Source organism: Allobosea rubneri (assembly GCF_032464875.1).
Lineage (GTDB): Bacteria > Pseudomonadota > Alphaproteobacteria > Rhizobiales > Beijerinckiaceae > Allobosea > Allobosea rubneri.
Window position 1 is genome coordinate 244,583 of the sequence record NZ_JAWDID010000001.1, and the last position, 22,610, is coordinate 267,192.

Consider the following 22,610-nt stretch of genomic DNA (forward strand, 5'->3'; position numbering starts at 1 on the left):
GAACTGCGGGCAAGGTTCGATGAGCGATTTCGATCTGGTGATCACCGGCCGCGTCGTCGGCACGGACCATGTCCGCGACAAGGGCTATGTCGCTGTTCGCGCCGGCCGCATCGAGCGGGTCGGCGAGGGAACGCCGCCCTCCGCCACGACGCGCCATGACTTCGGGAATGCCTTCGTCCTGCCGGGCGCCATCGATGCGCAGGTCCATTCCCGGTCGCAGAAGGGCCAGGAGGATTTCGTCTGGTCGACGCGCTCGGCGGCGGCCGGCGGCGTCACCACCATCGTCGACATGCCCTATGACGACGGCAACCTGATCTGCACGGCCGAGAAGCTCAAGACCAAGGCGGCCGAGGCCGGCGAGCAGGCGCGCGTCGACTTCGCGCTGTACGGCACCGTCGACCCGCAGGAAGGGCCAGCCCGGATCGGCGAGATGGTCGCGGCCGGCGCCGCCGGCTTCAAATTCTCGACCTTCGGCACGCATCCGCAGCGGTTTCCGCGGATTCCGCCGCAGACCCTGCAGGCCTGCTTCGCGGAGATCGCCCGTCACGGGCTGATCGCCGGCGTCCACAACGAGAACGACGAGATGATCCGCGACGCCGAGGCGCGCGTCGCGCAGGCCGGCATCACCGATTATCGGGCCCATGGGCTCGCCCGGCCGCCGCTCGCCGAAGCTCTGGCCACGGCAGAGGTCTACGAGATCGCCGCGGCGACCGGCTGCTCCGGCCACATCGTGCACTGCTCGATCGGGCGCGGCTACGAGCTCTGCGAGAACTATCGCCGCAATGGCTTCGACACGACGATCGAGGCCTGCGTGCATTATCTCGTGCTCGACGAGGAGAACGACGTCTCCCGGCTGGTCGGGAAGGCCAAGATCAACCCGCCGATCCGCTCGCGCAGCGAGGTGGAACGGCTCTGGCAGCATCTCGCCGCCGGCCATGTCACCATCGTCTCGACCGACCATGTCTCCTGGTCCGAAGATCGCAAGAGCGATCCGGTGATGGCGCGGAATGCCTCGGGCGTGCCCGGGCTGGAAGCGCTCTATCAACTGCTGATCAAGGGGCTGGTGGAGCGGGAGCTGCCGATCAGCTGGGCGGCCAGGCTGCTCGCCGCCAACCCGGCCCGGCTGTTCCGCATCGGCCAGGCCAAGGGCGCGCTCGCGCTCGGGCGCGATGCCGACATCACGGTGATGGCGCATGATCCGCGCCGCTACGATCCGGCACTCAGCGGGCACAACTTCGTCGGCTGGAGCCCCTATGAGGGGATCGAGCTGCCCTACCGGCCCGTCGCGACCTTCCTGCGCGGCGAGCTGATCTTCGACGGCAAGGACGTGCTGGCCGCCCCGGGGAGCGGGCGCTTCGTCTCACCGGCCCGGCACTGACCGGTTCGGCGAGGCCAGGGCGGCGACAGCGCATACCTCCCAAGCATTCGCCCGGTACCTGAAAGAAATCGACGCGGCTTCTGCTGAACGATCGAAACGTCCAACGCGCCGAGCGGCTGACTTTTCCGATTTGACAACGCTCGCGTGCAGGACGACAACAATGCACGACCATGAGCGCAAGGCCTGAATGCCTTGCAGCAAGCGAGTGCTTTGCGCCAATTCGGTCGCCGGCAGAGCCGAGGTTCGGCCATGGCTAGGAGAAGGCAACGTTCGAAACGCAAGGGCGCGCTCGACCGAGCATGCGCCCCGTGGCCTTCCTGCGCCGAGCCTTGCTTCGCCGTCCCCTACACCTTCTTCGACGCCCCCGCCTGCACTGCGGGGCCCGCCACGATTTTCGCGCCTGACTGTAGCTTGCTTTTCTAACGTCGCGACGCGGCCTGGCGCCGCGACGACCAGTGGTCCTGTTCATCGACGCCCCGGCAAGGATGACAGAGATGGCTATCGCGATCGCACTGATTCTGGTTGTGATTGGCTCGGTGGCCTTCCACTTCGTGAGCCCGTGGTGGTGGACGCCGATCGCCTCCAATTGGGGCTATATCGACCAGACCCTGATCATCACCTTCTGGATCACCGGCGCGGTCTTCGCGGCCGTCGTGCTGTTCATGGCCTATTGCGTGATCCGCTTCCGCCATCGCGAAGGCAATCGCGCCGCCTATGAGCCCGAGAACAAGCGGCTCGAATGGTGGCTCGCGATCGGCACCGGCGTCGGCGTCGCAGCCATGCTCGCGCCCGGCCTCGTGGTCTGGCATCGCTTCGTCACGGTGCCGGCCGATGCTGCGACGGTCGAGGTCGTCGGCCAGCAATGGCAGTGGAGCTACCGGCTGCCGGGCGCGGACGGAAAGCTCGGCGCCACCGACATCGCCCATGTCACCACGGAGAACCCGCTGGGGATCGCTCCGAACGATCCGCATGGGCAGGATGACGTCATCATCCAGGGCGACCAGCTGCATCTGCCGATCGGCAAGCCGGTCAAGCTGCTGCTGCGCTCGCTCGACGTGCTGCACAATTTCTACGTTCCGGAGTTCCGCGCCAAGATGGACATGATCCCGGGCGTCGTCACCTATTACTGGCTGACCCCGACCCGGCCTGGGACCTTCGAGGCGCTGTGCGCCGAGCTCTGCAGCACCGGCCACGCCTTCATGCGCGGTGGCGTCATCGTCGAGCCCGACGAGAACTACCAGGCCTGGCTGCAACAGCAGAAGACCTTTGCCCAGTTGCAGGCGCCGTCGAGGACGCAGGCGAAGAACTAGGAGCGGCTCCGGGCGGGCCCGAACCGGGTTCGCCGAGCCGGCGGGAGCGGAAAGGTGTCGCGATGGCGGACGTGACGCATGGCGTGGCAGGGCCGGTGCCGACGGCGGGGCACGACGATGTCGAGCTCTACCACCCGAAAAGCTGGATCACGAAGTATGTCTTCTCCCAGGACGCGAAGGTCATCGCGATCCAGTATTCGGCGACGGCGCTGGCGATCGGGCTGGTCGCGCTCGTCCTGTCCTGGCTGATGCGGATGCAGCTCGCCTTTCCCGGCCTGCTCTCCTTCATCGACGCCAACTACTACTACCAGCTCATCACCATGCACGGCATGATCATGGTGATCTATCTGCTGACCGCGCTCTTCCTCGGCGGCTTCGGCAACTACCTGATCCCGCTGATGCTCGGCGCGCGCGACATGGTGTTCCCTTATGTCAACATGCTGAGCTTCTGGATCTATTTTCTCGCCGTGCTGGTCCTCGTCTGCGGCTTCTTCGCACCGGGCGGGCCGACCGGCGCCGGCTGGACCCTCTATCCGCCCCAGGCGATCCTCGCCAACACCGCCGGCCAGGAATGGGGCATCGTCATCATGCTGGTCTCGCTGATGCTGTTCATCATCGGCTTCACCATGGGCGGGCTGAACTATGTCGTGACCGTGCTGCAGGGGCGAACCCGTGGCATGACGCTGATGCGCATGCCGCTGACGATCTGGGGCATCTTCACCGCGACGGTGATGGCGCTCCTCGCCTTCCCCGCGCTCTTCGTCGGCGCCGTGATGATGCTGCTCGACCGGCTGATCGGCACCAGCTTCTTCATGCCTTCGATCATCGCGATGGGCGAGCGGCTGGCCTACAAGGGCGGCAGCCCGATCCTGTTCCAGCACCTGTTCTGGTTCTTCGGCCATCCCGAGGTCTACATCGTGGCGCTACCGGCCTTCGGCATCGTCTCCGACCTGATCAGCACCCATGCCCGCAAGAACATCTTCGGCTACCGGATGATGGTCTGGGCGCTGGTCGCGATCGGGGCGCTGAGCTTCGTGGTCTGGGCCCACCACATGTATGTCAGCGGCATGCATCCGGCGTTCGGCTTCTTCTTCGCCACGACGACGCTGATCATCGCCATCCCGACCGCGATCAAGGTCTACAACTGGATCCTGACGCTCTGGCAAGGCGACATCCACCTGACCGTGCCGATGCTGTTCGCGCTCGGCTTCATCGTCACCTTCGTCAATGGCGGCCTGACCGGCCTGTTCCTCGGCAATGTCGTGGTCGACGTGCCGCTCTCCGACACCATGTTCGTGGTCGCGCATTTCCACATGGTGATGGGGGTCGCGCCGATCCTCGTCGTCTTCGGCGCGATCTACCACTGGTACCCGAAGATCACCGGGCGCATGCTCGACGACACGCTCGGCAAGCTGCATTTCTGGGTCACCTTCCTCGGCGCCTACGCGATCTTCTTCCCGATGCACTATATCGGGCTGATGGGGGTGCCGCGGCGCTACCCCGAGATGGGCGCGATGGCCTTCGTTCCACCTTCGACGGTGACGCTGAACATCTTCATCACCGTGGTCGCGCTGATCGTCGGCGCGGTGCAACTCATCTTCCTGTTCAACCTGATCTGGAGCCTGAAACGAGGCCGACCCTCCGGTGGCAATCCCTGGCGCGCGACCACGCTCGAATGGCAGACGCCACAGACGCCGCCCGCGCATGGCAACTGGGGCAAGGAGCTGCCGGTGGTCTATCGCTGGGCCTATGATTACAGCGTGCCGGGCGCCGCGCAGGACTTCCTGCCGCAGAACCAGCCGCCCGAGCCGAGAGCCGCCTAGGGAGCCGGCCATGGTCGTGATCCTCCTCTTCATGGTCGTCCTGGCAGGCTTCGCCGGCTGGTGGCTGCTGCGCCAGGGGCTCACCGCCAAGCCCTGGCTGGAGGTCGGCGTCGTCGGCGAGGTGGAATGGACGGGCCCCGCGCCCCGGCCGATCGCCAAGATCGGTCTCGCGGCGTTTCTCGTGGTGGCGGGCTCGCTGTTCGCACTGCTGGTCAGCGCCTATTTCATGCGCCGGGGCATGTCCGATTGGCGCCCGCTGCCGATGCCGCCTGTATTGTGGTTCAGCACCGGCCTGCTGGCGCTGAGCAGCATCGCGCTGCAGACGAGCGTCGTCGCAGCGCGCCGCGGTGAACTCGACGGCGTCCGATCCGGCCTGCTCGCCACCGGCGTCTCGGCGCTGGCCTTTCTCGCCGGTCAATTGCTGGCCTGGCGGGAGCTCGGCGCCGCCGGCTATTTCACTGCGGCCAATCCGGCCGGTGCCTTCTTCTATCTGGTCACCGCGATCCACGGGCTGCACCTGCTCGGCGGGCTGGTGGCGCTCTGCCGGACGACGGTGCGGGCCTTCGCCGTGCCGATGGGCAGCGCACCGGCGAACTGGGGCCGCTTGCAGCTCAGCGTCGAGCTCTGCGCCACCTACTGGCATTTCCTGCTTCTGGTCTGGCTCGTGCTGTTCGCCCTGTTGATGCGCTGGACGGACGATCTGATCGAGATCTGCCGGGCGCTGCTGACTTAGACGCGAGTACGACCACGGAGTGAATTACGGGCGGGACGATCCGCCATTTCGACGAGATCCGGGTGCAGGTTGGTGATCATCCGGCTCCCGGCTGCGAGCGAGGCGAGCGATGAACGAGGTCTTGCCGTCCACTGCGCATACCGAAGTCAGGCCTGCTGCGGGCTGGCCGGGCATCGTCTCGGACTGGTCGTCCGATCGTCAGGCCTTCAAGGAGGTCTCCTGGGGGAAGGCCATGATGTGGGTCTTCCTGCTCAGCGACACCTTCGTCTTCGGCAGCTTCCTGATCGCCTACATGACGGTCCGGATGTCGACCACCGTGCCCTGGCCCAATCCGAGCGAGGTCTTCGCGCTCGAGATCGCCGGCCACCATCTGCCGCTGATCCTGATCGCGATCATGACCTTCGTGCTGATCAGCAGCAGCGGGACGATGGCGATGGCCGTCAACTTCGGCTACCGGCGCGACCGCCGCAAGACGGCCGCCCTGCTCCTTCTGACCGCACTGCTCGGCGCTGCCTTCGTCGGCATGCAGGCCTTCGAATGGTCGAAGCTGATCTCGGAAGGGGTGCGGCCCTGGGAGAACCCCTGGGGCGCCGCGCAGTTCGGCTCGAGCTTCTTCATGATCACCGGCTTCCACGGCACGCATGTCACGATCGGCGTGATCTTCCTGATCATCATCGCCCGCAAGGTCTGGCGCGGCGATTTCGACGACGGGCGGCGCGGCTTCTTCACCAGCCGGCGCGGCCGCTACGAGATCGTCGAGATCACCGGGCTCTACTGGCACTTCGTCGATCTCGTCTGGGTCTTCATCTTCGCGCTGTTCTATCTCTGGTGAGGGAGGAAGCCATGTCGCAACCGACGAGCCCCGCCCCGGTGCAGGCGCCTCCCCCAAGCGAGGCGCAGCACCATCCGATCAGGCTCTATCTCGTGGTCTGGGTCTGGCTGTTCATCCTCAGCGCCTGCTCCTATCTGGTCGACTATTTCCAGCTCGTCGGCCTGCTGCGCTGGTCGCTGATCCTGCTCTTCATGGCGCTCAAGGCCGGGCTGATCATCGCCGTCTTCATGCACATGGCCTGGGAGCGGCTGGCGCTGAGCTATGCGATCCTGCTGCCGCCGCTGGTGCTGCTGGTCTTCGTCGGCATCATGATCCTCGAGGCGGACTACACGCTTCTCTCCCGGATGACCTTCTTCTCGGCGGGATCGTGAGGCGGTGAGTTTCGGGGCCGGCACGAGATGCCGGCTCGCCAAGCGAGCGCCGGTCGCATGCGCTCGGGAGCGACGTGATCGGTAGGGACCGGCCAGGAGGAGACTCGCTCGAGGCTCCCGCGCGCGCCGGTACTGCGACCGCCAGAGGAGGGCCCAGGCATGGCTGCGAAGGAACTGAAGTTCTCGTCCGAGGCACGGGAGAAGATGCTGCGCGGCGTCGAAATCCTCGCCGATGCGGTCAAGGTGACGCTCGGCCCGAAGGGCCGCAACGTCGTGATCGAGAAGGGGTTTGGCGCGCCCCGCATCACCAAGGACGGCGTTGCCGTGGCGCGCGAGATCGAGCTCGCCGACAGGTTCGAGAACATGGGTGCGCAAATGGTGCGCGAGGTCGCAGCCAAGCAGCACGATGCCGCCGGTGACGGCACGACGACGGCGACCGTCCTCGCCCATGCGATTGTCCGGGAAGGCGCCAAGGCGGTCGCCGCCGGGATGAACCCGATGGATCTGAAGCGCGGCATCGACATGGCCGTCGGAGCCGCCGTCGCGGACTTCAAGGCGAACGCCAGGAAGGTGACGGCCAATAGCGAGATCGCCCAGATCGGCACCATCTCGGCCAATGGCGACGAGGAGATCGGCAGGATGATCGCCTCGGCCATGAAGAAGGTCGGCAATGAAGGCGTGATCACGGTCGAAGAGGCGAAGACCGCGCTGACCGAGCTCGACATCGTCGAGGGCATGCAGTTCGACCGCGGCTACATCTCGCCCTATTTCATCACCGATGCCGAGAAGCTGCGGGCCGAGCTGGAAGACGCCTATGTGCTGATCCACGAGAAGAAGCTCTCGGCATTGCAGGCCATGCTGCCCTTGCTCGAGGCGGTGATGCAGACCGGAAAGCCGCTGCTGATCATCGCCGAGGATGTCGAAGGCGAAGCCTTGGCGACGCTCGTCGTCAACCGGCTGCGGGCGGGGCTGAAGATCGCCGCGGTCAAGGCGCCGGGCTTCGGCGACCGCCGCAAGGCGATGCTCGAAGACATCGCGATCCTGACCGGTGGCACCGCCGTCTCCGAGGATCTCGGCATCAAGCTCGAAACGGTGACGCTCGACATGCTCGGCCGCGCCAAGAAGGTCATGATCGAGAAGGAAAACACCACGATCGTCGGCGGCGCCGGCAGGAAGAAGGACATCGAGGCCCGCATCGCGCAGATCAAGGCGCAGATCGAGGAGACCTCGTCGGACTACGACCGCGAGAAGCTGCAGGAGCGGCTGGCCAAGCTCGCCGGCGGCGTCGCGGTGATCCGCGTCGGCGGCGCGACCGAGACCGAGGTCAAGGAGAAGAAGGACCGTGTCGACGATGCCATGCACGCCACCCGGGCGGCGGTCGAGGAAGGCATCCTGCCGGGGGGCGGTGTGCCGCTGCTGCGCGCGCTGAAGGCGCTCGCGGCGCTCAAGCCGGCGAATGGCGACCAGCGCACCGGCGTCGACATCGTGCGCCGCGCCCTGCAGGCCCCGGCTCGCCAGATCATCGAGAACGCCGGCGCCGACGGCTCGGTCATCGTCGGCAAGCTGATCGAGAAGAACGACTATGGCTGGGGCTATAACGCCGCGACAGGCGAGTTTCAGGACCTGGTCGCGAACGGCGTGATCGACCCGGCCAAGGTCGTGCGCACGGCGCTCGAGGATGCCGCCTCGATCGCCTCGCTGCTGATCACCACCGAGGCCCTGATCGCCGACCTCCCGAAGAAGGAGACGGCGCCGGCAATGCCGGGTGGCATGGACTTCTAGAGCATTTTCGAGCGAAGCGGGCACCGGTTCGCGTGAAGAAAATGCGATAAAACAAAGAATTAGAGCATTTCCGCGATTCAGAGAATTGCGGAAATGCTCTAGTTCCGGGTCACCTGAGTTCGATCGTCGTCTCGACCACGTGCTGGAGCGCGGGAGCGTCCTCCGAGGTCAGCGTCATGCGCAGGCGCACGCGTCCACCTTGAGCCGTGCCGTCGCGCACGATGCGTTCGATCTCCCGCTGCGAGGTCACGCCGACCTCCTTCAGGAACTTGCGGACTGCCATGTTGAAACGGTCTTCATCCATGATCTGCCTCCAGGCCCGAGCACGCAGGACGCGCTCTCGATAGATCGCTTGTCTCTCGACCATCCTATCGGGTGCGGATCGGCGATCCATCTCTTTGTCGACCCAACGGATTGCCGTGACATCCGGCCGCGCCGGCGATCAGGAGACGCGCGCGAGCAGGCCGCGAACCCCCGGCAGGAAGCGCATGGTCAGCCAGCAGGACGCGACACCGCAGACGCCCCCGGCCAGCTTGACCAAGAGATCACCCAAGCGGGCATGCCGGTCCGGCGAGAGCAGCTGGAAGAACTCGAGCCCGATCGCGACGGCCACGACGAACAGCAGCACGGCCGCGATCCGCCTCGGATAGACGGCCGCGAACAGGAAGCCCAGGAGCCCGAAGGCCCCGAAGCGTTCGAGATGAACCGCATGGCCGATTCGCGGGCGCATTTCGAGCGAAGACAGGGTGGCGAAGACGATGAAGGCGAGCAGCAGCCAGGGCAGGACGCGCAAAAGCGCTCTTGAATTCATGATCTGCTCGTCTCCGGTTACGGCGAGCCGGCCTTGTCGCGCGCCCGCGGGCCTGAGGCAAGCAAACTAGTTCACCAGGGTGGAACGGTAGACCTGAAGCGTCTTCTGGGCGACGCTCGGCCAGCTATAGGCCTGCTCGACCTGCAGCCTCTGGGCTCGCGCCTGCTCCTCGCTGAGCGGATTCGCCATCTTTGTCGCCATCGCTTTCGCGAGGGCGTCGATGTCGCCGAGCGGAAAGTAGTCGTCGGCCGGCAGGGCTAGCGCCTTGTTCGCGGCAATATCGCTGGCGAGCACCGGCAGGCCCGACGCCATCGCTTCGAGCAGCGCGATCGGCATGCCTTCATGGCTCGACGGAAGGACGAACAGAGCCGCATTGGCGAAGAGCTCCGCGAGCCTGCCGCCGGTCTGGAAGCCGGTCAGCACGACCCCGGGCATGTTCTTCGCCAGAGCCCTGACCTCGCGCGAATAGGGTGTCTCGAACTCCGCATCGCCGGCCAGCACCAGCTGAAATCCGGAAGCGCCGCATTTGGCGAAAGCCTTGATCAGGTCCGGCTGTCGCTTCTCCGGGACGAAACGCGCCGCCATCAGCACATAGCGTTTCGGCTGCAGGCCGAACTCTTCGAGAATCCCGGTCTCTGCGCCGGGCGGCGCGACACTCACGCCATTCGGCACATAGGTGACGGGCGCCGCATAGCGCTCTGCCATGGCCCGAGCGACCTCGCTGGAGACCGCGATCCGGCCGTGCGACAGGCGCATGCCGAAATACTCGCCGAGCTTAAGCGCGCGCCGGGCAAGGCCCCCCCATTTCTGGCGCTCATAGTCATAGCCGTGATGGGTGACGACGACCCTGAGGCCGAGAAGCCGGGCGAGTGGCACGAGCAGGGCCGGACCGACCGCATGGATGTGCAGGATGTCGGGCCGGCGCAGCGCCGCGAGCCAAACCCCGAGGAAGGTGTGGACGAGGGCTTCGAGCGCCATCTTGCGCGGCGCCCATAGCGGAGAAACGCGAATGCCGTTCCACGAGCCGGAACCGACATGCGGCAGATAGCGGCTGCGGCCGATGACCTCGACATCCCAGCCGCAGGCAGCCAGCTCGCCGGCGAGCATCTCGACATGCTTCTCGACGCCCCCCTGGACGTTGGGGATGCCGCGCAGGCCCAGGAAAATGATCCGGCGACGAGGCTCGGGTGTTGCCGCAGCGGAAGCCGATTTACCGGGCGGCATCGCGATGGGAAGACTGGTCATGGTCGCCTCCACCCGTCACGCCCAGTCGAGCCCGGCGTAACGCTGCAACCCGAACGGCGTTGCAAATGTCCCTCTTCAATCCCGAAAGTTCTCCCTGAGGGCCGGAGAAATCTAGGGCTCGAGACCCTCATGTCTCAAGCTGCCAGCAGACATAAGGAAAACAGCCATCCAGCCGCAAGTGAAGCGGCAAGATCGGCGCCATTTTCCATTTGTTAACCTTTACGTCGTGCCCTTCCCTTCCGTTTCAGCTGCCGAGCCTGCCGTAAAGGTCGAGCGTCCGGTCGCGATAGGCGGCGGCGGAAAACTCACTCGCGATCCAGTCACGCCCGGCCCGGCCCATCCGCGCGCGATCCGCATCCGACAGCGCCGCCAGATCCGCCAGCCTCTGCGCGAGATCGTCGACGTCGCCAGAGGCGCTGAGCAGCCCGGTCTCCCCGTCCCGGATCATTTCCGGGATGCCACCGATCGCAGCGCCGATCACCGGGCGCCCGAGCGCATAGGCTTCGAGGATGCTGATCGGCGCGTTCTCATACCATTCGGACGGGAGAACGAGCGCGCGCGACTGGCCGATCAGACGGTGCAGCTCCTGTCCCGAGAGGTGCCCGACGAAACTCGCATCGGCGCCGGTCCTGGCGACGAGGTCGCGAAGCGCCGCTTCCTCCGGCCCGGTCCCGGCCAGGATAAGCCGCTGCCCTGCGCGCGCGGCCGCCTGGATCAGCGTCGCGAGCCCTTTTTCCGGCGCGAGTCGCCCGGCGAAGACGACATAGTCGCCCTCATCCCAGGTGTCGCGAAATCCGTCCACCTCGACGAAATTCGGAATGTAGACGAGCTTCTCGCGCGGCCAGCCCCATTCCACCAGCTTCTCCAGATAGAAGCGGCTGGGAACCACGATACGGTCGAGCTTGTCGCGGTAGAGGCCGAGCGCCCGGTGCACCATCGTCTCGACCAGGACGAGCCCGCTGAGCGGCACCGAATCCTTGACGCAGCGATGGCGCAGGACGTTGTGGATCCGCCCGCCCTTGCAGTCCTCGCAGACCTTGCCATCGCGCAGCATCTTATAGGCCGGACAGGCGAGCTTCAGATCATGCGCCGTCATCACAACGGGAATCCCGGCATCCTTCAGGGTCGAAAAGATCGCCGGCGAGAGATGGTGGTAGACATTGTGGGCATGGGCGACGGTGGGACGCGCCTGCTCGATCAGCCGCGCGAGATTGCGCTGCGCCTCGCGCGAGTAGATGATGCTGGCGGCCTGCGCGACCTTGCGCAGCGGGCTCGTGCGCCGGCCATATTCGATCTCCGAGACGAAATACCCCGACCAGGGCGAGGGCGCATTGTTCTCGTGCTGCATGGCGAAAGGGACGACGTCCCAGCCGAGCTGCGAGAACATCGCGATATGGTCGAAGAAGACGGTCTCCGCGCCGCCGCGGCGGTAGAAGTAGTTGTTGATCGCCAGCAGGCGATTTTCGGCCGGTTGCGCGTTCGACACGGCTTCCCCCTTCACCAGCCTAACCGGTCGAGCACCTGGTCGACCGGCAGGACGGTGCACCCGCGCGCGACCGCATGCGCGACCAGATGCTCGAAGGTCTCGGGCGTGCAGCCATAGGGCGTCGGGCGTGCCGCGATGTCGTGCGTGAAGAAGACGAGCCAGCCGGGCGCCCTCACCACCTCGTCGATCCAGCCTGTCAGGGCTCGCGCCTCCTGCTCCGGTTGGCGGATTTCGACCGCCTTCAGCATGAGCGGGTCGACACGTCCGCGATTGATCGTCTCGCCGGCAGCACGACAACTGCGGAAACGACGCCGGAACTCCGCGCGCGCCGGCGGCCATGCCGAGTTATAGGGAAAGGCGAAATTGGTCGGAGGCCGGGCAATCCCGGCCGCGGCGAGAAAGGCCGCGTTGCGGTCGAGATCGCCGGGCAGTTCCGCGCGGGCAATGTCGCGGACCCTGCGATGCGAGAAGGTATGGCAGCCGACCTCGTGGCCACGCTCGGCGAGATCCCGGCAGCCCTCCGGCCCGATCAGCACGCGCTCGGGCTCAACCTGTCCCGAAAGGCCACCGGCGATGTAGAAGGTGCCACGCACGCCATGTCGTTCGAGGATCGCGGCACCTTCGTACAAGGCGCTGTCGGGCACGTCGTCGAAGGTGAAGGAGACCAGCGGGACCTCGGTCTCGAGCATGCGTCGGGGACCGGCGAACTTCCAGATCAGCCGGTTCGCCAACCGGTCGACCTGACCTCCCTTCTCTCCAATCCGTTCGATCAGGCTAGGCATGCGCGACATTTCCCTGCGGCTTCGGTTCGGTGGCGGGGGTCAGCGCCGCCGAGGTCTGCAGCAAGAGCCCGTAGATCACGATCAGGAAGGTGAACCAGAGCGGATTGGCGCCTTCGAAGAACAGACTTTCCAGGCAGGCATGGAAGATCACGTAAAGCCAGATCCTGATGAAGAGCCGGGTAAGATGGCTGTGCTCGCTCGCAGGCTCGATCCGGGAGATGTGATAGAGCGGCATGACGAAGAGCCAGGCCAGGGTCAACAGGAGCCCCGGCACTCCCATCATCAGGATCACTTCGAGATACGAGTTGTGCGCGTGGGCCGCCGCCACGGCCCAGGTCTCGACCGAGCCGCCGCCGTTCACGAGCTGCGAGGTCTGCCAGAAGCCCTTGATGCCATAACCGGTCAGCGGCTGCTCGGCGATCGCGGTGAAGGCCAGGCGCCAGACATCGGCCCGGTTGGTGAAGGTCGCGTCGATGCCGAGCTCGGTGACGAAATCGCCCAGCGGCCGGATCACGGCCGAGCCTATGGCGAAGAGATTGAACAGCGCGACGCCGCCGATGACGATGGGCAGGCGCAGGATGCGCACCTTCTCGAAAATCCAGGCGACGACCAGCACGGCCGGCAGCATCGCGGTCGAGGTCTTCCCGCCCGTGTTGACCAGAAAGACGAAGGCCAGGCAGACGATGACGATGCCGAGCAGGCGCGACCAGACGTTCATGACGAACAGGCCGAAGAGCGCCATGACCACCATGGCGACGGCAGCGTCGTTCTTGTGCCGGAAATGGCCGCGCCACAGGCCGGCATTGGTCTGCTCCAGCGCCTCGGAAGCCTGATGGATCGACAGTGCCGGCTTGAACAGGATGCCATAATACGAGACCGACAGGACGATCAGGCAGCCGATCCCGAGCAGCTTCGCAAAATGCCGCTCGGAGCGCGGCAGCAACAGGAAGATGCTGGCGTTCACCACCGCGATGACGGCCAGGACCATCCCCTTGATGCCCTGGAACGGATAGGCGGAGACGATGATCGAAACGAAGCCCAGCCAGGCAAAGATCAGCGACAGCAAGACGCGCGGCTGAAGGATGATGCGGCGCATCGGGTGAAGCAGGCCGTACCCGAGCATGCAGGCGAAGAGCGCGAGCGAGACGAGCTGGTTCAACGCGCTCGAGGCGCGCGCCGACTGGTCGAGAACCACGGCGCCAGAGAGATCAACGAAGGGGTTGAGGGTTATCCAGGAGAAGAGGAAAACCGACAGGAAGAGGAAGGTGCCGACGCGCCCCCTGAGCCCGTCCGTTCCGCCCTCCTCATCGTCGATTGCGTCGCGCATCCGGGCGACGCCCTCAGGCGGTCGCGAGCCGCGGATCGCGCAGATAGCGCCACGCGCCGCGCCCCAGGGCGATCGAGACGCCGAGGAGAAGACCGAGGAAGACCGCCGCACCGAGCAGGATCAGCGTCCGCGGCGGCCAGCTACGCGCCTTCGGCGGGACTGGCCGCGAGATGACGCGGACATTGCTGGTGTCGATCTGCTGGCGTTCGCTGATCTGCTGCGTCCGTGCCAGATGGGTTTCGTAGAGCGCGGCCTTGGCCCGTGCGTCGCGCTGCAGGTCGCGCAGCTGGACCTGCTCCTCATTGTCGCTGAAGACGTTCGACTTTTCGTCACTCGCCTTGCTGCGCAACGTCGCGAGGTTCGAGCGCTCCCGCTCGAATTCCGCCCTCGCCCCATCGAGAATGCGACGTGCCTCGCGCACCAGCGCGGCCTCGATCGCCTGCTGCTCGGAGAGCGCCGTGACCATCTGCGGGTGCCGCGTGCCGAAGGTCGCCCTGATCGATCCGATCTGCTGCTGGAGCTGGTTGAGCTGCGCCCGCAGGCTGACCATGGTCGCGGAATCGAAGATCGCTGCGCTGGTGGTCCGCCGTTCGGCGATCGCAGCGCTCATCTGCCGGTAGCGCGTCTCAGCCTGGATGAAGCGCTGCTGGGCATCGAGCACCTGGGTGTTGAGCTCGCTCGAAAGCCGGGCGCTGACCGGCTCGCCATTGTTCAGCTGCAGCCCTTTCGAGCGGCGGAAATCCTCGACCCGCTGCTCCGCCTCGGTGACGTTGCGGCGCAGCTCGTCCAGGCGGTTGTTGAGGTTCTTCACCACCCGGCCGGCACTTTCGGCGGAGGACTGGAAAAGCTCCGCCTCGAAGGCGTCGACGATGGCGTTCGAGATCACCACCGCCTTTTCGGGATCCTCGGCCCAGAAGCGCATCACGACAACGAAGGAGCGCTCCTCGCGGCGCGCGTCGACCCTCTCCGACAGGGCGCGCATCACGGCCAGTCGGTTGTCGCGGGCGACCTCCGCCGGCGAGATCAGGTTCCAGAGCGGCGTCAGCAAACCCGGTTTGACGAATTCCGGATCACTGGTCAGGTCGAGCTTGTCGATCACCCGCGAGAGGACGTTGCGCGAGGTCAGGATCCGGAGCTTGCTCTCGACTTCCAGAAGCTGCGCGTCGCGCTGTGGGTTGGAGGTGAAGACGTCGTCCCGCACGACATTGAGGTTGGACGGGTCGATCAGGATGTCGGTGAAGACGGTGTAGCGCGGCGGCGTCGTGGCGGCATAGAGGAGCGCGCCGACGAGGCAGACGACGATGGCTCCGATGATCCAGCCGATCCCGTCGCGAAGCCAGGCGAGGACGTCATCGACCCCGATACGCGCGAGCTGGCCGATGCGCGCGAGCGGGCTTCTGCTCGCAACCGCCGCCGTGCCGTCGGAACCGACCACGAAATCGGCGGCCGTCCTGGCGCCGCGGCTCTGGCCGACGGGTCGAGGCGTCTGACGCTGCTCCGACTCCTTCGGCCCGTACATTACGCTTCGCCCTCGGTACGCAACTCAAGACGGAAGAGACGCACCTGCCTCCCGCAACTCTGCCCCAGAGCTAGGCATACCCCCCTGAACATTGCGTTAATCCAGTAGGAGACACGGCGAGGACGGCAGCGTCGCCCGGGCGGTATCACCGGGTTCTCGGATGGTATCGGCCGGCGCCGGAATGCGGGTTTCCGAATTGTCAGGCGCGTCTGTTGCAGCCTTCCCTTGCGCTTTCCGGCCTTCCAAAATTTACCATCCGCGTGAATATCCGGCGACGTTAACGCCTGCCCCCGTTCGGCTGGCTATAATTCCAAGAAGAGTTCGCCGGACTTTCGGAAACATCTCGGTATGTGTGGTTTCGTTGGCTATTTCGGCCCCGGCCGGGATGGAAGAGATCTTCTTGGGAGGATGACGGCCGCGATCGCCCATCGCGGCCCCGACGCGCAGGGCTTCTTTGCGACTGACGATGCCGGCCTCGGCCACGCCCGGCTTTCCATCGTCGGCCTCGGCGACGGCCAGCAGCCGATGTCGGATGCATCAGGCGAACTGACGATCGCCTTCAACGGCGAGATCTTCAACTATGTCGAGCTGCGCGAGGAGCTGCAGGCCAAAGGCCGCCGCTTCCGGACCGCGAGCGACACCGAGGTGATCCTGCATCTCTACGACGAGATGGGCGAGGACTGCCTCTCGCTCCTCAACGGCGATTTCGCCTTCGCGATCTGGGATGCTCGCCGGCGGCGCATGTTCCTCGCCCGCGACCGCATGGGCGTCAGGCCGCTGTTCTACACGCGCCAGGGCGAGCGCTTCTATTTCGCCTCCGAGGTCAAGGCGCTGCTCCAGGTGCCCGGGGTGAGCGCGGAGATCGACCCTGTCGCCCTCGACCAGATCTTCACGCTCTGGGCGCCGATCGCGCCGCGCACCGCCTTCCGCGACATCAGCGAGCTCGAGCCGGCACAGCTGATGGTCGTGCAGGATGGCAGCGTCTCGACCCGGCCCTATTGGAGCCTGGACTATCCCGACGGCGACGCCCCCTCCCGGCACAAGGACGAGCGCGAAGCCGCCGAGGAGCTGCGCACCCTGCTGACCGAAGCGACACGCATCCGCATGCGGGCCGACGTGCCGGTCGGCTCCTATCTTTCGGGCGGGCTCGATTCCTCGATCACCTCGGCGCTCGCCGCCGGCATGGCTCCGGGCGGGCTACGGACCTTCTCCGTCACCTTCGACAGCGCCGAGCATGACGAGAGCGAATTCCAGCAGGAGATGGCGCGCGCGCTCGGCACGCAGCACAGCGCCGTCGCCTGCCGCGAGGGCGATATCGCCGCGGTCTTCCCCGATGTCATCCGCTTTACCGAGCGGCCGATCATCCGGACGGCCCCTGCCCCGCTGTTCAAGCTCTCCGGGCTGGTGCGCGAGGCCGGGCTGAAAGTCGTGCTGACCGGCGAAGGCGCCGACGAGGTCTTTGCCGGCTACGATATCTTCAAGGAGAACCGGGTGCGCCGCTTCTGCGCGCGCCAGCCGGGCTCGCGCATCAGGCCGCACCTCTTCCGCAAGCTCTATCCCTATCTACCCGGCCTGCGGCAGCAATCGGCGGAGTATCTCGCCTCCTTCTTCGGCGCGAACGGCCACGCCCTCAGCGACCCGCTCTATTCGCACCGGCCAAGGCTCGACGGCACGGCGGCGACGAAGCTGTTCTTCTCCGGCGACCTGCGCGCGAGCCTCGCGAACTACGACGCGGCCGACGAGATGGTCTCGCGCCTGCCGGAGGCGTTCGCGCGCTGGCACCCGCTGCATCAGGCGCAGTACCTGGAAGCCCGTTTCCTGCTGCCCGGCTACATTCTCTCCAGCCAAGGCGACCGCATGGCGATGGCCCATGGCATCGAAGGCCGCTTCCCCTTCCTCGACCACAAGCTGGTCGAGTTCGCCGCCGGCCTGCCGCCCGAGATGAAGCTGAAAGGCCTCGTCGAGAAGCACATCCTGCGGGAGGCGACCAAGGACCTGCTGCCGCCATCGATCGGCAAGCGCAGCAAGCAGCCCTATCGCGCGCCCGACAGCGCCTCCTTCGTCGGAGCCGGCGCCTCCGACTATGTCGAGACCGCACTCAGCGAGGCCGAGATCGGCGCGAGCGGCCTTTTCAACCCGAAGGCGGTGGCGAAGCTGCACGAGAAATGCCGCACGCGACCCGCTTCCGGCTTCCGTGACAACGCGGCTTTCGTCGGCATCCTGTCGACGCAGCTCTGGCTCAAGACCTTCACCGGCGCGGGCAGCCAGAGCTCGAAAGCCGCCTGACATCTCTTCAGAAAAGGAACTGACATGACCGATACGATCAGGGATGCGGTGAAGGCCTTCGTCATCGAGAATTTTCTGTTCGGCGATACCAGCAACCCGCTCGCCGACACGGACTCGCTGATCGAGAACGGCATCATCGATTCCACCGGCGTGCTCGAGCTCGTCGCCTTCATCGAGGATCGCTACGGCATCACGGTCGCCGATGCCGACATCATGCCGGCCAATCTCGACTCCCTCGCGCGCATCACGGCCTTCATCGCCTCGAAGACCGCGGCGCCCGCATCGGCGTAACAGGCAGGCGGGATATCGGGCAGATGCGGGTCGAGCACTTCGTCATCAACAGCGCCAGAGCGCATGGCGCCAAGATCGCGCTGGTCTCCGGCGGGAAGCGGCTGGCCTATGCCGAGCTGGACGCGCTTTCCAGCCGGCTCGCAGCTTCGCTCGCCGCAAACGGGGTGAAGCGCGGCGACCGCGTGCTCGTCTTCATGGACAATTGCTGGGAAGCAGCCGTCTCGATCTTCGCGATCCTCAAGGCCGGCGCGACCTTCAGCCCGATCAACGCCTCGACCAAAGCCGACAAGCTCGCCTACATCATCGACGATTGCGAGGCCGCCGCGATCCTGACACAGGCCAGGCTGATGCCGGTCGTGACACAGGCGCGCGCGACCAGCGCCGGGCGGCCGCTCTTCGTCGCCTCGACACAGGCCGTGGCCGATCAGACGCCGGAGGGAGCGGTCGCCTTCGAGGATTGCCTCAAGGCCGAGCCGACCCCGGTCGCGCATGGCGGGATCGACATCGATCTCGCGATGTTGATCTACACTTCGGGGTCCACCGGCCGGCCCAAGGGCGTGATGATGACCCACCGCAACATCGATGCGGCGGCGGAATCGATCACCACCTATCTTCAGAACACGCCGGACGACGTCATCCTCAACGTGCTGCCGCTGGCCTTCGATTACGGGCTCTACCAGCTGCTGATGGCGATGCGGCTCGGCGCGACCCTCGTCCTCGAGAAGTCGTTCGCCTTCCCGCAGGCGATCTTCGAGCGCATCCGCACCGAAAAGGTCACCGGCTTCCCGCTGGTGCCGACCATGGCAGCGCTGATCCTGCAGATGCGTGACCTCGAGCCCGGCTTCCTGCCGAGCCTGCGCTATATCTCGAACACCGCCGCGGCCCTGCCGCCGGTGCATATCGCCCGGCTGCGCGAGCTTCTCCCCGGCGTGCGGATCTATTCGATGTACGGGCTCACGGAGTGCAAGCGCTGCACCTATCTGCCGCCGGAAGAGCTCGACCGCCGGCCCGGCTCGGTCGGCATCGCGATCCCCAACACCGAAGCGCTCGTCGTCGACGACGACGGCAATCGCGTGCCGCCGGGCGTTGCCGGCGAGCTCGTCATCCGCGGCCCGCATGTCATGCAGGGCTACTGGCGCAATGACGCGGCGACCACGCAGATGCTGCGCGCGGGCCCGAACCCGTGGGAGAAGCGGCTGCATACGGGCGATCTCTTCCAGACCGACGCGGACGGTTTCCTCTATTTCGTCGGCCGCAAGGACGACATCATCAAGACGCGTGGCGAGAAGGTCGCTCCCAAGGAGGTCGAGGCCGTCCTGCATGCCCATCCCGGCATCGCCGAGGCCGTGGTGATGGGCGTCGCCGATCCGGTGCTCGGCCACGCCATCGCGGCGCTCGTGGTCCGTTCGGACGAGAGCCTGAGCGAACGCGACATCATCCGGCACTGCGCCGCTCATCTCGAGGACTTCATGGTGCCGAAGATCGTGGAATTCCGAAGCGAACTGCCGAAGACCGACACCGGGAAAGTCAGCCGCAGGCTGGCCGCCGAAACGCTGGGAGCCGCCGAATGAACATCGCTCCTGCCCCGGAAAGCCTCGCCTTCTCGGCTGAGACGCTGAAGATCGACGGTGCGGCCGAGATCGAGCGCATCGTCGCCGGCCTGCGCGCGCAATTGCGCGGCATGCGCAAGCGCGGGCTGGTGCTCGGCCTGTCCGGCGGCATCGATTCCAGCGTCTCGGTGGCGCTGGCGGTGCGCGCGGTCGGCGCGAAGAACGTCTTCTGCCTGTTCATGCCGGAGAACGATTCCGATCCCGAGAGTCTCAGGCTCGGTCGGCTGGTCGCCGAGACCTTCGGCGTCGCGGCCGTGATCGAGGACATCGGGCCGACGCTGCAAGCGATGGGTTGCTATGAGCGGCGCGACGGCTTCATCAGGGAGCTGGTGCCGGAATACGGACCGGGTTGGGCCTCGAAGATCGTGATCGCCAACTCGCTCGCGGGCGAAGGCTACAACATCTCCTCGCTGGTGGTGCAGGACCCCGACGGCAAGCGCACCAAGCTGCGCATGCCGCCCGCGGTCTATCTCGGCATCGTCGCCGCGACCAACATGAAGCAGCGCACCCGCAAGCAGATCGAGTACTACCACGCCGACCGGCTGAACTTCGCCGTACTCGGCACGCCTAACCGGCTGGAATACGATCAGGGCTTCTTCGTCAAGAACGGCGACGGCGCGGCGGACGTCAAGCCGATCGCGCATCTCTACAAGAGCCAGGTCTATGCGCTCGCCGCCGATCTCGGCATCCCCGAGGAGATCCGGCGCCGGCCACCGACGACCGACACATACTCGCTCGAACAGACGCAGGAGGAGTTCTACTTCTCCCTGCCCTATGACCGCATGGATCTGTGCCTTTACGGCCTGAACAACGGTCTCTCGGCCGAACAGGTCGGCGCTGCCGCTAAGCTGACCACGGTCGAGGTCGAGCGCGCCTGGGCAGACATCGCAGCCAAGCGCCGGGCGACGCGCTACCTGCATCTCGAGCCGCAACTGGTCGAAGCGGTGACGGAGATCGCCGGCTGAGACCGGACGCGCCGGCGCGGGCGATCGCCGCGTCGGTCCGGCGCGCTATTCGAAGCGCCCGCCGACCAGCCGGCTCCAGCTCTCGCCGGCCAGCCCGTTGAAGAAGCTCTGGCCCGCGAGGAAGGCGTCGACCAGCGCCTGCTCGCGCGCATGCACGACGGTCGAGGCGAGATGGGTGAAGGCGATGCGGCGCCCCAGCATCGCTTCGAGCAGAGCCGGTTGGGTCCGGCCGCGTAATCCGGCGGCGCCGCGCTGCGCCGCATGCCCGATCAGACAGTCGATGACGGGGCCGGCCTGACCCGGCGCGGACAGGATCTGCAGGACGCGCGCGATCCCGCCGGGACGCATATGGTAGAGGAAGGCGCCGATCGGCATCCCACCTGGCGTCGAGACCGAGGCGAGCACCGCCTCGCCATGTTCCGGCTTGCCGGTGGCTTCGGCGACGATGTGTGCGAGTTGCTCGGCGCTCCAGTCCGGCCGAAGCGCGAATTGCCGGGTCAGCGGCTCGACGAGCGCCGCAAAGCCGGCCTGATCGATCTCGGCGACCTTGAGGCCGCCCTTGACCGCCCAGCTCTCCGGCACGCCGGACCAGCGCAGGTCGTTCTCCTGCATCCTCCCGCGCAGACGACGATCGATGACCCCGGCGAGCGGGGAAAGCAGCCGCACCGCGCCGACACGGCTGGATGCGAGCTCCATCATGAAGGCCGAAGGCCGGATGATGCGAACCCAGTCGAGACTGTATTCCGGCAGCGCCACGCCGCGCAGCCTCGCCCACATCTGCGCCGAAACCTCGCTCGCCGTCTCGCTGAAGGAGAGATCCTGCGGCCCGGCCAGGAAGGTCTTGAGGAGCCTGGCGCCGGCCATCGGATCGCTACCCCGGCGCTCGACCATGAGCGAGCCGCAGATCGCCGCGCGCAGCTTGCGGCCATCATGGCTCATCGGCAGGGCATTGACGCCGATGAAGCCGGAAACGTCGCCGTCGCCGGAGACATGGACGAGCGGCCTGATCTCGGAATCGCAGCCCGGCGCTTCGAGATAATGGCGTGCCAGATAGGTGGCGAGCGCCGCGGGCGGCGGCGCATCGCTGTTGCGGAACACGCGCTGGAAGAGCCCTGCGACCGCCGGAATATCGGCGCCCTCCAGCGGGCGGACCAGGCTCATGCCGACCGCCCCGCCGCCTCGCCGGCGACCGGCGCAGCAACGCGCTTGCGGACGAGCGCGACCCGCGGCGTTCCAGCCTCGTTCTGGGCGAAGCGCACGGGCTCGTAGGCCTTGGCGCGGGCGATCAGTGCCGCCGCCTGACGATCCTGGCCTTCACCGAACTCGAACAGCAGCCAGCCACCCGGCTTCAGGAACTCAACGGCATCGCGGATGACGCGCTGATGGATCGAGATGCCATATGGCCCGCCATCGAAGGCCTCGCGTGGCTCTGCCGCGAGCAGATGGGCGCTCTCGCCCTCGAGCCGGGCGGTCGAGATATAGGGCGGATTGCAGACGATCATGTCGACCGTGCCGGCGAGCCCATCCTTCGCCAGGGCGTCGAACAGATCGCCCTGCCGGATGGTCACCCGGTCCTGGACGCCAAGGCGCTCGGCGTTGCGGCGGGCGAGCGCGACCGTGCTGTCGGTCAGGTCCGCTCCCCAGATGCGGGCGGAAGGAATTTCGCTGGCGATCGACAAAGCGAGATTGCCGGAGCCGCAGCACATGTCGACCACCATCTGTCCCGGCGGCTGCTCGCGCAGGATCGCGACGGCGCTTGTCCCGAGCAGCTCGGTCTCCTGCCGCGGCACGAGGACGTCCGGAGCGAGTTCCAGCTCGATATTCATAAAGCGCTGCATGCGAGGCCCGTTCTGGCCCATAGGATCGACTGCTTGGCCCGACATCGGGTCTCCTTCCGTCGCTGGACGGCTGTGACGCGCGGCACGCTACTCCAGCGCGGGTAAACACCTGCTGAAACGCAGCTGCGGTGTTAACTGCGCCCTTATTTTTGCCTGCTACAGACGCCGCTGCGATGGTAGGTCCATCGTGGCGGCCTCGTTCGGCCGATGTCTAAGGCGGG

General features: G+C 66.3%; 20 protein-coding genes. 11 read left to right on the forward strand and 9 right to left on the reverse strand.

The features are described from left to right. Window positions 1-19: 19 nt before the first annotated feature. The 7 genes from RKE40_RS01125 to groL all read left to right on the forward strand — a co-directional run bounded on the left by RKE40_RS01125 (window position 20) and on the right by groL (window position 8,229). Entirely contained in the window at window positions 20-1,378 is a 1,359-nt protein-coding gene (locus RKE40_RS01125) for a dihydroorotase (RefSeq protein WP_316016402.1), read from the forward strand. 494 nt (window positions 1,379-1,872) lie between these two features. After that, a complete protein-coding gene (locus RKE40_RS01130; protein ID WP_316016403.1) occupies window positions 1,873-2,688 on the forward strand; it encodes a cytochrome c oxidase subunit II in 816 nt (271 codons plus the stop codon). Between the two features lie 62 nt (window positions 2,689-2,750). Further along, window positions 2,751-4,511, forward strand: a complete 1,761-nt coding sequence (locus RKE40_RS01135) for a cbb3-type cytochrome c oxidase subunit I (protein WP_316016404.1) — start codon at window positions 2,751-2,753, stop codon at window positions 4,509-4,511. Between the two features lie 10 nt (window positions 4,512-4,521). Next, the gene (locus tag RKE40_RS01140) at window positions 4,522-5,244 is read left to right on the forward strand and encodes a cytochrome c oxidase subunit 3 (protein WP_316016405.1); all 723 of its coding nucleotides are present in this window, start codon (window positions 4,522-4,524) and stop codon (window positions 5,242-5,244) included. Window positions 5,245-5,353: 109 nt separating this feature from the next. After that, entirely contained in the window at window positions 5,354-6,076 is a 723-nt protein-coding gene (locus RKE40_RS01145) for a heme-copper oxidase subunit III family protein (RefSeq protein WP_316016406.1), read from the forward strand. Window positions 6,077-6,087: 11 nt separating this feature from the next. After that, on the forward strand, window positions 6,088-6,447 hold the full coding sequence (locus RKE40_RS01150) for a cytochrome C oxidase subunit IV family protein (RefSeq protein WP_316016407.1): 360 nt from the start codon (window positions 6,088-6,090) through the stop codon (window positions 6,445-6,447). 159 nt (window positions 6,448-6,606) lie between these two features. After that, window positions 6,607-8,229 carry a chaperonin GroEL gene (gene groL / locus RKE40_RS01155; RefSeq protein WP_316016408.1) on the forward strand — a complete coding sequence of 541 codons (1,623 nt, stop codon included), beginning with the start codon at window positions 6,607-6,609 and terminating at the stop codon, window positions 8,227-8,229. A 109-nt stretch (window positions 8,230-8,338) separates the two neighbouring features. On the opposite strand, the gene RKE40_RS01160 is transcribed toward groL, so the two are convergent. The 7 genes from RKE40_RS01160 to RKE40_RS01190 form a co-directional block, all read right to left on the reverse strand. Then, a complete protein-coding gene (locus RKE40_RS01160; RefSeq protein WP_316016409.1) occupies window positions 8,339-8,533 on the reverse strand; it encodes a DUF6494 family protein in 195 nt (64 codons plus the stop codon). A gap of 138 nt (window positions 8,534-8,671) precedes the next feature. After that, window positions 8,672-9,040 (reverse strand): VanZ family protein, encoded by a 369-nt coding sequence (locus tag RKE40_RS01165; RefSeq protein ID WP_316016410.1) that lies wholly within the window; start codon window positions 9,038-9,040, stop codon window positions 8,672-8,674. A gap of 66 nt (window positions 9,041-9,106) precedes the next feature. Beyond that, the gene (locus tag RKE40_RS01170) at window positions 9,107-10,264 is read right to left on the reverse strand and encodes a glycosyltransferase family 4 protein (protein ID WP_316016459.1); all 1,158 of its coding nucleotides are present in this window, start codon (window positions 10,262-10,264) and stop codon (window positions 9,107-9,109) included. A 265-nt stretch (window positions 10,265-10,529) separates the two neighbouring features. Beyond that, a complete protein-coding gene (locus tag RKE40_RS01175) occupies window positions 10,530-11,771 on the reverse strand; it encodes a glycosyltransferase family 4 protein (protein ID WP_316016411.1) in 1,242 nt (413 codons plus the stop codon). An 11-nt stretch (window positions 11,772-11,782) separates the two neighbouring features. Further along, a complete protein-coding gene (locus RKE40_RS01180) occupies window positions 11,783-12,553 on the reverse strand; it encodes a polysaccharide deacetylase family protein (RefSeq protein ID WP_390893167.1) in 771 nt (256 codons plus the stop codon). Continuing rightward, entirely contained in the window at window positions 12,546-13,880 is a 1,335-nt protein-coding gene (locus RKE40_RS01185; protein ID WP_316016412.1) for an O-antigen ligase family protein, read from the reverse strand. The genes RKE40_RS01180 and RKE40_RS01185 overlap by 8 nt, the downstream gene beginning before the upstream one ends. A gap of 13 nt (window positions 13,881-13,893) precedes the next feature. Further along, entirely contained in the window at window positions 13,894-15,399 is a 1,506-nt protein-coding gene (locus RKE40_RS01190; RefSeq protein ID WP_316016413.1) for a GumC family protein, read from the reverse strand. A 348-nt stretch (window positions 15,400-15,747) separates the two neighbouring features. Here RKE40_RS01190 and asnB point away from each other — a divergent pair, with 348 nt between their 5' ends. The 4 genes from asnB to nadE are packed head-to-tail and all read left to right on the forward strand — an operon-like array spanning window position 15,748 to window position 20,551. Next, entirely contained in the window at window positions 15,748-17,685 is a 1,938-nt protein-coding gene (gene asnB, locus RKE40_RS01195) for an asparagine synthase (glutamine-hydrolyzing) (protein WP_316016414.1), read from the forward strand. A gap of 24 nt (window positions 17,686-17,709) precedes the next feature. Continuing rightward, window positions 17,710-17,976, forward strand: coding sequence for an acyl carrier protein (locus RKE40_RS01200; protein WP_316016415.1), 267 nt, complete (start codon window positions 17,710-17,712; stop codon window positions 17,974-17,976). Between the two features lie 23 nt (window positions 17,977-17,999). Further along, window positions 18,000-19,547, forward strand: coding sequence for a class I adenylate-forming enzyme family protein (locus RKE40_RS01205; RefSeq protein WP_316016416.1), 1,548 nt, complete (start codon window positions 18,000-18,002; stop codon window positions 19,545-19,547). Further along, window positions 19,544-20,551 carry an NAD(+) synthase gene (gene nadE, locus RKE40_RS01210; protein WP_316016417.1) on the forward strand — a complete coding sequence of 336 codons (1,008 nt, stop codon included), beginning with the start codon at window positions 19,544-19,546 and terminating at the stop codon, window positions 20,549-20,551. The genes RKE40_RS01205 and nadE overlap by 4 nt, the downstream gene beginning before the upstream one ends. 45 nt (window positions 20,552-20,596) lie before the next feature. On the opposite strand, the gene RKE40_RS01215 is transcribed toward nadE, so the two are convergent. Then, window positions 20,597-21,712 (reverse strand): hypothetical protein, encoded by a 1,116-nt coding sequence (locus tag RKE40_RS01215; RefSeq protein ID WP_316016418.1) that lies wholly within the window; start codon window positions 21,710-21,712, stop codon window positions 20,597-20,599. Next, on the reverse strand, window positions 21,709-22,434 hold the full coding sequence (locus RKE40_RS01220; protein WP_316016419.1) for a N5-glutamine methyltransferase family protein: 726 nt from the start codon (window positions 22,432-22,434) through the stop codon (window positions 21,709-21,711). The genes RKE40_RS01215 and RKE40_RS01220 overlap by 4 nt, the downstream gene beginning before the upstream one ends. Window positions 22,435-22,610: the final 176 nt, after the last annotated feature.

Coding starts and splice junctions, on each gene's coding strand:
- RKE40_RS01125 (WP_316016402.1), top strand. CDS start 20: ATGAGCGATTTCGATCTGGTGATCACCGGCCGCGTCGTCGGCACGGAC.
- RKE40_RS01130 (WP_316016403.1), top strand. CDS start 1,873: ATGGCTATCGCGATCGCACTGATTCTGGTTGTGATTGGCTCGGTGGCC.
- RKE40_RS01135 (WP_316016404.1), top strand. CDS start 2,751: ATGGCGGACGTGACGCATGGCGTGGCAGGGCCGGTGCCGACGGCGGGG.
- RKE40_RS01140 (WP_316016405.1), top strand. CDS start 4,522: ATGGTCGTGATCCTCCTCTTCATGGTCGTCCTGGCAGGCTTCGCCGGC.
- RKE40_RS01145 (WP_316016406.1), top strand. CDS start 5,354: ATGAACGAGGTCTTGCCGTCCACTGCGCATACCGAAGTCAGGCCTGCT.
- RKE40_RS01150 (WP_316016407.1), top strand. CDS start 6,088: ATGTCGCAACCGACGAGCCCCGCCCCGGTGCAGGCGCCTCCCCCAAGC.
- groL (WP_316016408.1), top strand. CDS start 6,607: ATGGCTGCGAAGGAACTGAAGTTCTCGTCCGAGGCACGGGAGAAGATG.
- RKE40_RS01160 (WP_316016409.1), bottom strand. CDS start 8,533: ATGGATGAAGACCGTTTCAACATGGCAGTCCGCAAGTTCCTGAAGGAG.
- RKE40_RS01165 (WP_316016410.1), bottom strand. CDS start 9,040: ATGAATTCAAGAGCGCTTTTGCGCGTCCTGCCCTGGCTGCTGCTCGCC.
- RKE40_RS01170 (WP_316016459.1), bottom strand. CDS start 10,264: ATGCCGCCCGGTAAATCGGCTTCCGCTGCGGCAACACCCGAGCCTCGT.
- RKE40_RS01180 (WP_390893167.1), bottom strand. CDS start 12,553: ATGCCTAGCCTGATCGAACGGATTGGAGAGAAGGGAGGTCAGGTCGAC.
- RKE40_RS01185 (WP_316016412.1), bottom strand. CDS start 13,880: ATGCGCGACGCAATCGACGATGAGGAGGGCGGAACGGACGGGCTCAGG.
- RKE40_RS01190 (WP_316016413.1), bottom strand. CDS start 15,399: ATGTACGGGCCGAAGGAGTCGGAGCAGCGTCAGACGCCTCGACCCGTC.
- asnB (WP_316016414.1), top strand. CDS start 15,748: ATGTGTGGTTTCGTTGGCTATTTCGGCCCCGGCCGGGATGGAAGAGAT.
- RKE40_RS01200 (WP_316016415.1), top strand. CDS start 17,710: ATGACCGATACGATCAGGGATGCGGTGAAGGCCTTCGTCATCGAGAAT.
- RKE40_RS01205 (WP_316016416.1), top strand. CDS start 18,000: ATGCGGGTCGAGCACTTCGTCATCAACAGCGCCAGAGCGCATGGCGCC.
- nadE (WP_316016417.1), top strand. CDS start 19,544: ATGAACATCGCTCCTGCCCCGGAAAGCCTCGCCTTCTCGGCTGAGACG.
- RKE40_RS01215 (WP_316016418.1), bottom strand. CDS start 21,712: ATGAGCCTGGTCCGCCCGCTGGAGGGCGCCGATATTCCGGCGGTCGCA.
- RKE40_RS01220 (WP_316016419.1), bottom strand. CDS start 22,434: ATGTCGGGCCAAGCAGTCGATCCTATGGGCCAGAACGGGCCTCGCATG.